Source organism: Caproiciproducens sp. NJN-50, assembly GCF_004103755.1.
Classification (GTDB): domain Bacteria; phylum Bacillota; class Clostridia; order Oscillospirales; family Acutalibacteraceae; genus Caproicibacter.
In genome coordinates this window covers 2,379,375-2,392,506 of the sequence record NZ_CP035283.1, presented here as the reverse complement: position 1 = coordinate 2,392,506, position 13,132 = coordinate 2,379,375, and the positions used below count along the sequence as shown (strand labels likewise).

Sequence of the window (13,132 nt, the reverse complement as noted above, 5' to 3'; positions counted from 1 at the left end):
ACCCTTTGAAGCTGGGACCTGCCCGCTGCCAGAGTATACGATGCTCCCGCCTTGCCTGCGCGGCCTGTGCGGCCGATGCGATGGACGTAATATTCATCTTCATCGGGAATATCGTAGTTGAACACGGCGTCGATGTCTTCGGCATCAATTCCGCGCGCCGCCACATCGGTCGCAACGAGGATAACGGTACGGCCGTTTTTAAAGTCGCTCATCACCTGATTGCGTTGATTTTGCTTTAAATCGCCATGAAGGCCGGCCGTTTGAAATCCGCTGTCGTTCAGTTGCCCGCAGAGCTCGTCAACCATCTTTTTCGTATTGCAGAAAATCAGCACCCGCTTGGGGCGATGATACTCAAGCAATAGTTTTAATGCTTTTGTCTTATCGACCCGGGGGATGTTGTAGTAGAACTGCGAGATGGTATCGACTGCTTTTTGACCTTTGTCTACTGCTATGATCTGCGGGTCGGTTTGAAATTCTTTCGTAATCTTCATAATGGCGGGCGGCATGGTCGCGCTGAACAGGACGGTTTGCCTGGTTTCGGGAGACTGCTTAAGGATGGTTTGAATATCCTCTAAAAAGCCCATGTTCAGCATTTCATCCGCTTCATCCAGAACGACCGTCTTCAGATTCTCCAACGACAAGGTCCTGCGGCGCATGTGATCCATAATACGGCCCGGAGTTCCAATGATGATCTGCGCCGTGCGCAACTGGCGGATCTGTATCTGTATGGACTGTCCGCCGCAGACGATTGTCACTTTGACATTTTGAAGGTATTTTGAAAATTTGCGCACTCCTTCACTGGTCTGTATGGCAAGTTCCCGCGTAGGGCTCAGGATCAGTACTTGGCCTCGCCCCTGATCGCTTTAAGCAACCATCTGAACGATCGGGATTCCGAAGGCGGCGGTCTTTCCTGTGCCTGTGCTGGAACGGCCGATCAGATCCCTGCCCTCCAACATCACGGGAAACGCGCCGATCTGTATGTCAGTTGCTTCCGTATATCCGATTTCCTCCACTGCCCGTAGGATTTCAGGCATTAAATTCATTTCGCTAAATTGCATGATTCTTATTTCTCATCTTTTCTTATCTTGCCGAACGGATTATATATTCAGCATATCACGAAACGATAGGGAAATAAGTGTATCCTGCACTTATAATTCTATTTGAAGAATCTGAGGACTTTTCGCGGGCAATCCGACTGCGGGGCCGATTCTCGGACGAATCTGCCGCATTTATTTTTTTCGCATTTAACGCGCCATGCCACGATAGTGTATAATAAAAGAAAGACAGGCTTCGCATCAGGCCGGAAATCTGCCGGGACCGCAAAACCCGCCCCGGACCATTATGAGAAGGAGATGCGCTGTTGGCAATCAATAAGGCGATGCGCGCGGCGTTAAAGGCAATTACGGCGTTGGAAGCCGATGTGAAGAAAAGCTATAAGGCTGAGCGTCAGGCTGAACTTCTCTTGGCGAGGCTGCGGGGCAGACCAACTGATTATCAGATGTGGGACCAAAAGATCATGTGCGGAGATCATAATGTCCCCGTGCGCATGTTCCGGCCGGCAGGCGCCGGCCCTTTCCCCGTCCTCTTGTTTTTTCATGGAGGCGGATGGGTCACCGGGGGAATCGAGAACTACACGGGCGTGTGCGCTGATCTCGCAAAAGCGACGGGGCACACGGTTGCCTCCGTGGATTATCATCTAGCGCCGGAATACCGGTTCCCCGCCGCACCGGAAGACTGCTATGCCGTTGCAAGAGAATTTTTTATGGGGCATATCCTTCCTGTCAGGCAGGAGAATATTACCTTGATAGGCGACAGCGCCGGGGGCAATCTGGCCGCGGCGGTTTCCTTGATGGCGAGAGACAGGGGGGAATTTATTCCCCGGCGGCAGATTCTGTTATACCCCGCCACCTTTAACGATTACGGCGACAGTTCCCCGTTTCCCTCGGTGAAAGAGAATGGAACAAAGTATCTGCTCACTTCCAGACGGGTTCAGAGCTTCATGGAATTATACAGCGGATCGGAAGATGATTTCGGTAATCCGTATTTTGCCCCTCTGTTGTCCCGTGATTTTTCGCGCCAGCCCCGCACGCTGATTATTTCAGCGGAGTTTTGCCCCTTGCGGGACGAAGGTGAATGTTACGGAAAAAAGCTGCGCGATGCCGGAAACGAGGTCGAGATCTACCGGATGAAGGACGCCCTGCACGCTTTCCTCATGCTTCCGTCTCGTTTTGTCCATGTAAAACGGGCCTATCAGGTGATCAATGAATTTTTAGCCAAGAGGGATATCTGACATGAAGGTGATTCAAAAGTGGAGCCGTTTGGACAATGCCGCCAAAATCTTCCCCCCAACCAGCTCGAAACATGATTCCAACGTGTTCCGCTTTACCTGCGAGCTGTATGAGACGGTGGACCCGCAAGTCCTTCAGCATGCTTTGGACCGGACGATTGTGCGGTTTCCGTTCTACAAATCCATTTTAAAAAGAGGGATGTTCTGGTATTATCTCGAAGAAAGCCAACAGCGCCCGATTGTGAAAGAGGAAAACGAATCTCCCTGCGCCCCTCTCTACAGCGCAGACCGGCCGGGGCTGCTTTTCCGTGTTTGTTATTACAAAAAGCGGATTAACCTGGAGGTTTTCCACGCCCTGACAGACGGCGTGGGAGCCGTGCAGTTCCTGCGCACCCTTGTTTATTTCTACTTAGCAGAAAAACATCCGGATTGCGCCGGAGGAGAGCTTCAGCTTGACGGGCGCGCTTCTTCGCAGGAACAGATCCGGCAGGATGCTTTCGAGCAATATTATGACAAGGATAAAAAAGTTCGGCGTGAGAAGGCAAATCACGCCTATCGCCTGAGAGGGGCGCATCTCCCGGATCACCGCATCGGGATCGTCGAAGGCGTTCTTTCGACGAAAGCCGTCCTGAAAAATGCCCATGAATGCCGCGCCTCCATGAGTGAATTCCTGACGGCGATTCTGCTTTGTTCCATCAACGACGGCATGGCCGTCAGAGACCGGCTGAAACCTGTGGCCATCACTGTCCCGGTGAATTTAAGACAATTTTTCCCGACGCAGACGGCCCGGAATTTCTTTGGGATCATCCATATCAGCTATGATTTCAAAGGGTCGGGCGCCTCTTTCCCCGAAGTGCTTGCAAAAGTCCGCAGCTCTTTCAAAGAACTGCTGGTCCCGGAAAATATGCTGGAAATCATCAACCGATACGCTTCCCTTGAAAACAATTTTGTGATCAGGGCCATTCCGCTGGAAGCCAAGATTCCCTGCCTGAGATTTGCCGGGTGGCGGGCGGAACGGGAAGATACGGCCGCACTCTCAAATATCGGCAAAATATCGATGCCGCCGGAAATGGCCGGTTTCATCCGCCTTTTCGACGCTTTTGTGGGCACCGGACATCCGCAGATCTGCCTTTGCTCCTTCGGGGATGCGCTGGCGATCAGCTACTCCTCACAATTGGAGAGCACCGATCTTCCGCGATGCTTTTTCCATCGCCTGGCGGAGCTTGGACTCGATATTGAAATTAACTCTAATTTAGAACAGTCGGAGGAAGAAGAGGCCGATGCTGTACTGTAAGAACTGCAGGGTCCGTTTACCGGGAAGCTATCGGCGCTGCCCCCTGTGTCAGGGCGACCTTTCAGGGGAAGCGGATGAAAACGGGAACGTATTTCCAACGATCCCGCTGCATACGGACGCCGAGCATGCGCTGATGGTTTGGCTGTCATTTTGCTCAATCGCCGCGGCGGCGGTCTGTACGGCAGTCAATCTGGTCCTTCCGTCCGGCGGGTGGTGGTTTCTGTTTGTGATCGGCGGGATCGGCAGCTTCTGGATCTCCCTCATACTGGTGCTGAAAAAAAGAAAAAATATTCCGAAAACCATTTTATGGCAGGTAGGCGTGCTTTCCATTTTGGCTTACGTCTGGGACCGGTTCACAGGTTTTCAGGGCTGGTCGCTGAACTATGTGCTTCCCATCCTTTGCACCAGCGCCATGGTGGCAATGTCTGTGATTGCGAGAGCCAGAAAGCTCGATATTCAGAGCTATATTTTCTATCTGATCATCGACTGTGTGTTCGGCATTTTATCTTTTATTTTATTGGTGATGGGAAAGGTCGCGGTGATGATTCCGTCCGCGATCTGTTTTGCTTCGACCATAATTTTTTTGGCCGCATTATTGCTTTTTGAGGGAAAGGCCCTGTTCGCGGAGATCCAACGAAGATTTCATTTATAGACGGCAATTTGTCTTTAAAATCCGATGAAAATATTTCCAAAAAAAATAAATATTGGAATTTGCTTGTATTATGTAAACCAAGTGGTATAATGAACTTATAAGAAGTTGAATATTTTGGTACCGTTGCAGAGGGAAGAGGACGTCATTGGTAGCAAATATTACTTGACATTTCACTTTATCAAATTGATTTTTCAGAAAGAATGGCGTTTTATTGCAACATTTTGTAACCAGGCTGAAAAGCTACGACAATACATATCAGGACTTATTTGTCCGTTACCCGTCCAATCCGATTTTATCAGCCAAGGATTGGCCGTATCCGGCCAATACGGTATTCAATCCGGCGGTTACATCTTTTCAAAATAAGATATTGCTGCTTGCGCGTGTGGAGGACCGGAGAGGTTTTTCCCATTTTACGAAAGCGGTCAGTGAAAGCGGCATCGTCAACTGGATGATCGACAAGCAGCCGACTTTCGAGGCGGACCCGGAGAACCATCCCGAGGAAGCTTGGGGTGTTGAGGATCCACGGATTACGCGGCTTGAGGAATTAGACAGATGGGGAATTACCTATACCGCGTTTTCAAAATCCGGGCCAATGGTTTCTCTCGCGCTGACGAAAGACTTTGCTGAATTTGAGAGAATGGGCCCTCTCCTGCCCCCTGAGGATAAAGATGCCGCTTTATTCCCAAGAAGGATAAACGGAAAATGGATTCTGATTCACAGACCGATTATGGTAAGCGGGGAACCGGGGATGCATATCTGGGCGTCGAGTTCAAAGGACCTGAAACATTGGGGAGACCACAAGGTGCTGATTCCTGCGCGCGCAGGTGCCTGGTGGGATGCCAATAAGGTCGGACTAAGCGCACAGCCGCTTGAAACCCCGGATGGCTGGCTGATTCTGTATCATGGCATGAGGCAGACTGCCGCAGGGGCCATCTACCGCTTGGGCCTGGCGCTCCTTGACCGGGAAAACCCTTTTCGGATTCTGCGAAGAAGCGACGAGTGGATCTTCGGGCCGCAGACGACTTATGAGAAAGAGGGAGACGTGGGCGGAGCGGTATTTCCCTGCGGATGGCTGCTGGACCCGGCTACGGAAAAAGTCAGGATGTATTACGGCGCCGCAGATACCTGCATCGCTCTTGCCACAGCGGATTTGAGCGATTTGCTTCAGTATATCGAATCCTGTCCGGAAGTGAAATAGGAAGATATAATTAAATATTATATTACGCCGAGCCTGTTTTGCTGAAAGTAAAAACAGGCTCGGCTTTTTATAAATGCATGTGGAATCCTGCATGCATAATCGTAAATCCCGGGATGGAACATGCCCGGCTGGTAGAAGTGAAATTCTTCCGGGCAGTAATCTTCTTTAGAGAAAGGGAAACATGAAAGCATTATTTTTAGCGGGAGGAATGGGAACGAGGCTGAAGCCTTTAACCGATGAGATCCCCAAACCGATGGTTCCAATTATGAACAGGCCTTTGCTTGAGCGGAACATGGAGAATCTCAAAAAGTGCGGAATCCGTGAAATCGTGATCAGCACCTGTTACAAGTCCCGGTATATCAGGGAATATTTTGGCGACGGAAGTAAATTCGGATTAAAAATAGAGTATATCTGCGAGGACCTCCCGCTGGGAACGGGCGGCGCCATCAAGAAAGCCGGGGATTTGTTTGACGACACGTTTTTAGTGTTCAATGCAGATATCCTTTGTAGCATGGATTTTATGGAGCTTGTGACATTTCATCAGTCAAGATCCGCTGCTGTGACGATCGCCGTCACCCAGGTGGACAATCCCTCTGCCTATGGCGTGATTGAACAGGATGAGAACGGCTATGCCACATCTTTTACCGAGAAGCCGAGGGCGGAGGAAATCAGATCTAATTACATCAACGCTGGAGTTTATGTGATGGAGCCCGAAGTGCTCAGGGGGATTCCGGAAGGCCGCCCGGTATCGGTGGAACGGGAGACTTTCCCCGCGCTTTTGCGAAGCGGAAGCAAGGTGGCTGTTTATAAAAGCGGCTCTTACTGGATGGATATTGGCACGCCTGAAAAATATCTGCAGACGCACGAAGACATCATGGCCGGGAAATGCCTGATAGAAAACCTGGATTTCAACAACCAAAGCGTAATCAAAGACGGCAAATCCATGATAGACTCCACCGCCAAGATCATCGGTCCCGTTTATATCGGCAATCATGTCAAAATCGGGGCGTACACCACAATCGGGCCGGATGCGGTGATCGGGGATCATGTCTGGGTCCACACGGGCGGCAGCGTGGCTGACAGCATCCTCTGGGACAACGTGGATATAGGAACTTACGCAAAATTAAAAGGCGCAGTCGTTGCTTCGAACTGTAACGTCAAGGATGGTACCATTCACAGTGATACGGCTTTCACCGTGAGTGAAAGCGTCGGGTGGTAATCGTTTTAGATGACGAAGACACGGAAGGAGTGATTGTCATGATTTCTGAAACACCGATGAACATAGCCTTTTTAAGCACATATCCCCCAAGGGAATGCGGGCTTGCAACGTTTACGCAGGATCTCGTGATGCAGTTGAGCAAGATCCCTGCGACAAGCCAATGCAGGATCGTCGCCGTCAGCGACAAAAGTTTTCGGTACGACGGCAGGGTCATGCTGGAGCTTGCCCAAAACAACAAAGACAATTATAGAAAAATGGCGGAAAGGCTGAATCATTCGGGGATTGAGCTTTTAGTGATCGAGCACGAGTACGGTATCTATGGCGGCAAATGGGGCGAATATTTGCTCGACTTGGTCAATGCCCTGAAAATTCCATTTGTGACGACGCTGCATACCGTGCTCCCGCTGCCGAACACGGAACAGCGGCATATCCTGCATGCCCTTGGAGAAAAGGGAGAAAGAGTCATTACCATGGCGCATAACACGGTGGACATTTTAAAGGATGCTTACGGCATTGAGCCATCCAAAATAGCAGTCATCAACCACGGCGTACCCGATATGCCGATGAAATCCAGAGAAAATCTGAAAACGGAGAACAAACTGGAAAAGCGGTTTGTAATCAGCACGTTCGGGCTTCTAGGACCGGGAAAAGGTCTGGAATACGGGGTGGAGGCCATCGCAAAGGTGGCAAAGGACGATCCGAACGTACTCTATCTCATCCTGGGGCAGACCCATCCCGCGGTCAAAAAGACGTCCGGGGAGAATTATCGGAAATCCCTGGAGGCGCTGGTAGAAAAGCTTGGCATCGCAGACAATGTCCGGTTTGTAAACAAGTATCTCTCAAAAGAGGAGATCATCCGCTATCTGAAGTTCTCCGATCTTTATCTGACCCCCTATCTCGACAAAGATCAGGCGGTGAGTGGGACGCTGGCCTACGCCGTCGGGTGCGGCCGCGTCATTGTTTCAACGCCCTACAGCTACGCAAATGAAATGCTGTCGGAGGGGAGGGGGCTGCTTGCAAAATTCAGGGACCCGGAATCGATTGCAAGCTGCATCGGATATGTGATCGGCCATCCGGAGGAAAAGAGACGGATGGAACAGAAGACATTGGAAACCGGCAAGACGATGCTGTGGGGGCATGTGGCGCAGCAATATAAAAACCTGTTTGCCGACGTCCTGCAGCAACATGACAGCTTGGCGGTCACCGCATGAATAGAAGCGATCGTTTGACTGCAATCAAGACAGATCATATTTTCCATATGACCGACGACACCGGGATGCTGCAGCACTCCACCTACGGCGTTCCCAATCTCTCAGAGGGATATACGTCCGACGACAATGCCAGAGCGCTGATCATGGCCGTGGGCCTGTATGATCGATACGGCGGAAAAAAATTTGAAAAATTAATCTACAGGTATGCTGCTTTCCTGTGCCATGCTCAGAACGCGGGCGGAACCTTCCGGAATTTCATGGGTTACAACCGTGAATTTCTGGAAGAAGAAGGTTCCGAGGACTGTTTTGGGCGCTGCCTGTGGGCTTTGTGCTACGCATTTGACAATTCCGCCACTCCGCAAAACGTGAAAAGCACCCTTGAGAAAGTAATTGAGCAGGCCCTGCCCAATTGCCTGAAACTCATTTCCCCCAGAGCAAAGGCCTACGCGGTCATCGGGCTGGGATGTCTTGGCGGCGGAGAAGGCTACGATGATTCTGTTTCTAATTTGGCAGTTTCCCTCGCCAAACAGTATGATCTTCATAACAATAACGACTGGCACTGGTTTGAAGACAGCATGACCTACTGCAATGCAACGCTGCCGTGGGCAATGTTTGTCGCTTATCGAATTACAAAGGAAAAACGATTTCGGGAAATCGGATTTCAAAGTCTGGATTTTCTGCAAAGCGTGACGTTCACGAAGGATTATTTTAAACCGATCGGCTGCAATGGCTGGCTTCAAAAAGGTGAGGAGCCGGCAGGGTTTGACGAACAGCCCGTAGAAGCCTGCGAAATGACGCTTGCGTTCCTTGAGGCCTATGCGGTCTCCAGGGATAAAAAATTTCTCGGCAGGGCTGAAACATGCTTTTCCTGGTACCGCGGCAACAATTCGGAAAAGCTGTGCCTGCTTGATCGGGAAACAGGCGGCTGTTACGATGGAGTGGAACCGGACGGATTGAACCTGAACCAGGGAGCCGAAAGTGTCGTATCCTTTTGGATCGCTTATCTGGCAATGAAAACGCATTCCAAATGATTTTCCCATCCGGCTTTCTTGCCATCCGTTCGGCAGCGGATATCAGGTACATACGTCAAAAAGAAGCCAATGCTATTGTGGGCTTCTTTTTTGAATATTTCGCAGGGCTCTTTCAAAGTTTTGCACCGATAATAATCCTCTTCACACCGCCATGAATCCTTTGTTTTTGGGGATAATGATAATATATTAAAAAGTATGACTGTGAGGACGTAAATATGGATATTGCAGTAATCGGCACTTCAAAGAAAGAGCATGAAAAAAGGGTTCCCATCCACCCGGATCAAATTAGTTGGATCCCGGTGGAAACAAGGAAGCATTTATTCTTTGAAATGGGATATGGCGTTCCGTTCGGTATGGACGATGAGAGAATATCTCTGCTGACCGGAAACCGTTTGATAGAACGCGAAAAGCTTTTTCATGTTTGTCAGGCAATATTAATTACAAAACCTGTTCCGGAAGATTTTGAAGAGATGCAGGAGGATTCCCTCGTGTGGGGATGGCTGCACAGTGTCCAACAGAGTATCATCACTCAGTATGCCATAGATAAAAAGCTGACACTCATAGCGTGGGAAAATATGTATCATCAGGGAGAACGCGATCTAACCCATATATTTTATAGAAACAATGAGATGGCCGGATACTGCGGCGTTCAGCACGCCCTTCAACTGACGGGAATAGACGGCGGCTATGGGCCGAAGCGAAAGGTAGCCGTTATCAGCATGGGTTCTGCCAGCAGGGGCGCTCTCTATGCTTTACAGGGGCATGGATTCAGCGATATCACGGTGTACACCCGCCGGCCGTCCTATTTGACCGTCGATAAAATACCGGGAATCCAGTATCGGCAAATAACTAAAAACGGGGCAGGACGAATCGAAGTCATAGGTTATGACGGAGATAAAACGCCTTTTGCTGATGAGCTGGTAGATAAGGACGTCATTGTAAACGGCGTCCTGCAGAATCCTAATCATCCGGATATTTACGTTGGGAAAAACGATATTCAAAAATTTAAAAAGACATGCCTGATCATTGATATAAGCTGTTCATTGGGAATGGGGTTCAGCTTTGCGCGTCCGACAAGCTTTTCCGATCCGATTTTTAAAATTGGGAATATCAAATATTATGCGGTCGATCATACCCCATCTCTTTTATGGAACAGCGCATCCTGGGAAATATCAAACGGAATCCTGCCTTATTTGCCGTATATTGTTGAGGAATCAAATAATAAAGTATTAGAAGATGCAACCGATATAAAAGATGGAAAAATTCTAAATAAAGATATTTTGTCTTTCCAAAACCGTGCCCTGACATATCCATATAAGCAACTCTAAAGACAGAACGATAAAACATGCAACAGCCGCTACGGTTAGTCCACATCGGGTATGTCGTTTACTATGTGATCCGAATGCGGGATTGATAGATGATGCTGATTCTCAACGGCGGAGACAAGCCAATCATGATTGATGAGACTTTGCATTGCCTGACAACTTATGTAAAAAAGCATCGTCAGAATTGCAGCACCAAGATAACTTGCTCTATGTGAAGCTCTGGGTAAGACGGATCATATCCGACCCATACCACTTATTTGTAAGGCGTTCTATTGTTTGTGAGGCCAAGAATATAATCTACACTGGTCTTATAAAGCCGTGCAAGCTTGATAAGAACCTGCGTTGGTATGTCGTTTTCGCCGGTTTCATATTTGGAATAGCCAGTCTGAGACATTTCCAAAAGGCGCGCGAGCTGGATTTGATTCAAATCTGCGTCCTCGCGCAGGTCTCGAAGTCTTTGGTACACGTAAATCACCTCGGCATTAGTATCCCATAACCTGAATTAGGTTATTGATTTTCAACCTGAAATAGGTTATAATGCTTTCTGAGGTGATAGCCTTGCCTGATTACAAAGATATGTACCAAAAGTTGTTTTGTGCAACGGAGAATGCAATCGACATGCTGATTTCCGCTCAGCGGGAAGTCGAAGAAGTGTACATATCAGATCCGGAACCGGAGATAAAGCTTGTCGAATTGCCCCAGGCGGGCACGACAGAAAAAGATGATAAATGAATTTGGTGCTCCCAGCGATAGCATCTATGCAGTTTGCGATTCAGCGGTTAGTGTCCGGCAATGCTATTCAGGGCATGGCTCTGGTTTTTATGATATCCTATAAAATCAGAGGCAAGGTGACGGTATGATTTTTATAACCGGCGACACACACGGCGATTTTATCCGCTTCAGTGCGGACATTTTCCCTGAACAGAAGCGTATGACTAAGGACGATTTTGTCATTGTGTGCGGCGATTTCGGCATCTGGGCGGAGAACAAGCAGGAGCGTTACTGGCTGAAATGGCTGGAGGAAAAATCGTTTACCACGCTGTTTGTGGATGGCAATCATGAAAACTACGATTTACTGGCGCGGTATCCGGTTGTCGAATGGCATGGCGGCGAGGTTCAGTTCATTCGGAGATCTGTGATTCATTTGATGCGCGGACAGGTCTATGAGATCGAAGGAAAGCGCTTTTTTGCAATGGGAGGAGCCTCTTCTCATGACATCAGCGACGGAATTCTTGAGCCGGATGCGCCGGATTTTCTCAAGCGACTGAAAATTATGCAGGTACAGGACAGATTTTACCGGATCAACCATATCTCATGGTGGGAGGAAGAACTCCCCTCTGATAAGGAATATGAGACTGCACTTGCCAATCTGGAACGCTGCGGCTGGAGATTGGATTACATGGTCACCCATTGCTGTCCTACCAGCATTGCGAATATTCTCGGGGGAGGGGAGTACCAGTCTGATCGTCTCACCGACTTCTTTGAGACCGTGAAAAACCGCTGTGAGTTTAAATATTGGATTTTCGGTCACTACCATGAAAACCGAGCCATTGAGAAAAAATTTATCGCCCTATATGAACAGATTGTTCAAATTGAGAGTTAGCAAAGGGCCGACGCTTTGGTAAAGAAGCGTCGGCCCTTTGCTAACTGCACCAAGTTGGTGCAGTTTTTATTTAACAGGAGAAAAAGCAAGAAGGAATGCACCAACTTGGCTCACCTCTAAAGGAAAAGTATACCATGATATCATAAATTTTTCTGGATTCATCCAAATGTATAACTATCTTTGTGCGCTTATTTTTCTCCCGCTGTTTCAGCAAGCCGTCTTCTACACCGGGACTGTTTAACATTTTCCACGTTGCGACAGGAGGCGGAGCAATACGCCGCGCGTGTTCGGTGAGTCAGCAACGGCTTGCCGCATCGCTTGCAAAGGCGGATTGCCGGAACAGCTTCCAATAGCATTTCTGCAAAGCCGATCTCACAGGCGCTCTTCAGAGAATCAAACGCCCAGCGTCGTTTGGCCTGGCCGTTCTCAATCTGATATCGCATCCGAACATTCCCAAGTGTCAGGGGATATGGCTCGCCACGCGAGAACCGCTCCAACCGCTCCAGTAACTGCTGACCATATCGTCCATACCAGGTCACTGCTTCACAGTGTTCATAGTTCAACTCATAAAGAATCGGTTCCCCTGGAGAATCATTCCGTTGTTCACCTTTCCTGCTTCGCTTTTTCCGTCGCCTCTGTAAATACAGTTCTCTCTGAAATGGGCGGAACGTCTGTTCCTGCTGCTGTTCCGTAAGCGCTTTTGCGTTCAACACACTACCTGAATACAATTTGACGCTATTGTCTTCATATCGTTTTTGTATTTCCGACTCTTCAAAGCCGAGCAAACCATATTGAAAACAAAACCTCTGCACTTCATCGCTGATTTCTTTTCCCCGGCGAGAGAGATAACCAATACAAAGTAATTCATATAGGATTTCATCCATAACAGAAAAAGGATCATATTCGACACCGCCTGAATCCCTGGCCTCGAGCAGATATTCTCCTTGTTCCGGATGAATCTGAATAGAATTATACGGAGAGGTGCCGCAGAGTTCTCCGTATTCCTTTTCCATCCCTTATTACCCTCCCAAAAGATAATATATAGATTTGTATTATTATTATCTTATCACAAAACAAATTCGTTGTCACTGATATTTTGGAGGGATTTATACCAACCGCTTGCAGTCATATTCAACAATTGATAGATTCCTAAACTGTGCATGCATATGAAATTTTTCAGCTTTTACAAAAAAATCCGTTCAGTACCCGATTTCAATTGCTTTTATAGTAAAGAAATTTTTTGATGCAAAATCGGGAGGTATGTGTCAATGAAGTACAGAAATTTAACTGCTCGGTAAAACAGATCAGAATA

12 protein-coding genes and 1 pseudogene are annotated in these 13,132 nt (G+C 48.5%); 10 read left to right on the top strand and 3 right to left on the bottom strand.

Annotation, left to right across the window (positions count from 1 at the left end; translation table 11 throughout):
• Positions 1 to 65: 65 nt before the first annotated feature.
• A pseudogene (locus tag EQM14_RS16735) lies at positions 66 to 1,034 on the bottom strand (DEAD/DEAH box helicase); the annotation flags it as partial.
• Positions 1,035 to 1,366: 332 nt separating this feature from the next.
• On the opposite strand from EQM14_RS16735, the gene EQM14_RS11555 reads away from it, so the two are divergent.
• The 8 genes from EQM14_RS11555 (at position 1,367) to EQM14_RS11520 (ending at position 10,220) form a co-directional block, all read left to right on the top strand.
• Positions 1,367 to 2,290, top strand: a complete 924-nt coding sequence (locus EQM14_RS11555; RefSeq protein ID WP_442861493.1) for an alpha/beta hydrolase — start codon at positions 1,367 to 1,369, stop codon at positions 2,288 to 2,290.
• A 1-nt stretch (position 2,291) separates the two neighbouring features.
• The gene (locus EQM14_RS11550) at positions 2,292 to 3,581 is read left to right on the top strand and encodes a hypothetical protein (RefSeq protein WP_128743183.1); all 1,290 of its coding nucleotides are present in this window, start codon (positions 2,292 to 2,294) and stop codon (positions 3,579 to 3,581) included.
• Positions 3,568 to 4,233: a DUF6320 domain-containing protein gene (locus EQM14_RS11545; RefSeq protein ID WP_128743182.1), complete on the top strand. Its 666-nt coding sequence runs from the start codon at positions 3,568 to 3,570 to the stop codon at positions 4,231 to 4,233. Before EQM14_RS11550 ends, EQM14_RS11545 begins: the two co-directional genes overlap by 14 nt.
• Positions 4,234 to 4,444: 211 nt before the next feature.
• A complete protein-coding gene (locus EQM14_RS11540; protein ID WP_128743181.1) occupies positions 4,445 to 5,431 on the top strand; it encodes a glycosidase in 987 nt (328 codons plus the stop codon).
• 181 nt (positions 5,432 to 5,612) lie between these two features.
• On the top strand, positions 5,613 to 6,650 hold the full coding sequence (locus EQM14_RS11535) for a sugar phosphate nucleotidyltransferase (RefSeq protein ID WP_128743180.1): 1,038 nt from the start codon (positions 5,613 to 5,615) through the stop codon (positions 6,648 to 6,650).
• A 38-nt stretch (positions 6,651 to 6,688) separates the two neighbouring features.
• A complete protein-coding gene (locus tag EQM14_RS11530; RefSeq protein ID WP_128743179.1) occupies positions 6,689 to 7,861 on the top strand; it encodes a glycosyltransferase family 4 protein in 1,173 nt (390 codons plus the stop codon).
• A complete protein-coding gene (locus EQM14_RS11525; protein WP_128743178.1) occupies positions 7,858 to 8,892 on the top strand; it encodes a glycosyltransferase in 1,035 nt (344 codons plus the stop codon). Before EQM14_RS11530 ends, EQM14_RS11525 begins: the two co-directional genes overlap by 4 nt.
• A gap of 215 nt (positions 8,893 to 9,107) precedes the next feature.
• Positions 9,108 to 10,220, top strand: a complete 1,113-nt coding sequence (locus tag EQM14_RS11520) for an alanine dehydrogenase (protein ID WP_128743177.1) — start codon at positions 9,108 to 9,110, stop codon at positions 10,218 to 10,220.
• Positions 10,221 to 10,470: 250 nt separating this feature from the next.
• Here EQM14_RS11520 and EQM14_RS11515 read toward each other — a convergent pair whose 3' ends face one another.
• Positions 10,471 to 10,683, bottom strand: coding sequence for a helix-turn-helix domain-containing protein (locus EQM14_RS11515; protein ID WP_128743176.1), 213 nt, complete (start codon positions 10,681 to 10,683; stop codon positions 10,471 to 10,473).
• A gap of 92 nt (positions 10,684 to 10,775) precedes the next feature.
• Between EQM14_RS11515 and EQM14_RS16395 the strand changes: the two genes are divergently transcribed.
• Complete coding sequence (locus EQM14_RS16395) at positions 10,776 to 10,949, top strand: hypothetical protein (protein ID WP_164919060.1); 174 nt, start codon at positions 10,776 to 10,778, stop codon at positions 10,947 to 10,949.
• A 124-nt stretch (positions 10,950 to 11,073) separates the two neighbouring features.
• A complete protein-coding gene (locus EQM14_RS11510) occupies positions 11,074 to 11,820 on the top strand; it encodes a metallophosphoesterase family protein (protein WP_128743175.1) in 747 nt (248 codons plus the stop codon).
• A gap of 188 nt (positions 11,821 to 12,008) precedes the next feature.
• Here the strand turns inward: EQM14_RS11510 and EQM14_RS11505 are convergent, their stop codons facing one another.
• Positions 12,009 to 12,833, bottom strand: coding sequence for a hypothetical protein (locus EQM14_RS11505; protein WP_128743174.1), 825 nt, complete (start codon positions 12,831 to 12,833; stop codon positions 12,009 to 12,011).
• Positions 12,834 to 13,132: the final 299 nt, after the last annotated feature.

Excerpts from the sequence above, each read along its gene's own strand:
- EQM14_RS11550 (WP_128743183.1), top strand. The coding sequence starts at position 2,292 with ATGAAGGTGATTCAAAAGTGGAGCCGTTTGGACAATGCCGCCAAAATC.
- EQM14_RS11545 (WP_128743182.1), top strand. The coding sequence starts at position 3,568 with ATGCTGTACTGTAAGAACTGCAGGGTCCGTTTACCGGGAAGCTATCGG.
- EQM14_RS11535 (WP_128743180.1), top strand. The coding sequence starts at position 5,613 with ATGAAAGCATTATTTTTAGCGGGAGGAATGGGAACGAGGCTGAAGCCT.
- EQM14_RS11530 (WP_128743179.1), top strand. The coding sequence starts at position 6,689 with ATGATTTCTGAAACACCGATGAACATAGCCTTTTTAAGCACATATCCC.
- EQM14_RS11525 (WP_128743178.1), top strand. The coding sequence starts at position 7,858 with ATGAATAGAAGCGATCGTTTGACTGCAATCAAGACAGATCATATTTTC.
- EQM14_RS11520 (WP_128743177.1), top strand. The coding sequence starts at position 9,108 with ATGGATATTGCAGTAATCGGCACTTCAAAGAAAGAGCATGAAAAAAGG.
- EQM14_RS11510 (WP_128743175.1), top strand. The coding sequence starts at position 11,074 with ATGATTTTTATAACCGGCGACACACACGGCGATTTTATCCGCTTCAGT.
- EQM14_RS11505 (WP_128743174.1), bottom strand. The coding sequence starts at position 12,833 with ATGGAAAAGGAATACGGAGAACTCTGCGGCACCTCTCCGTATAATTCT.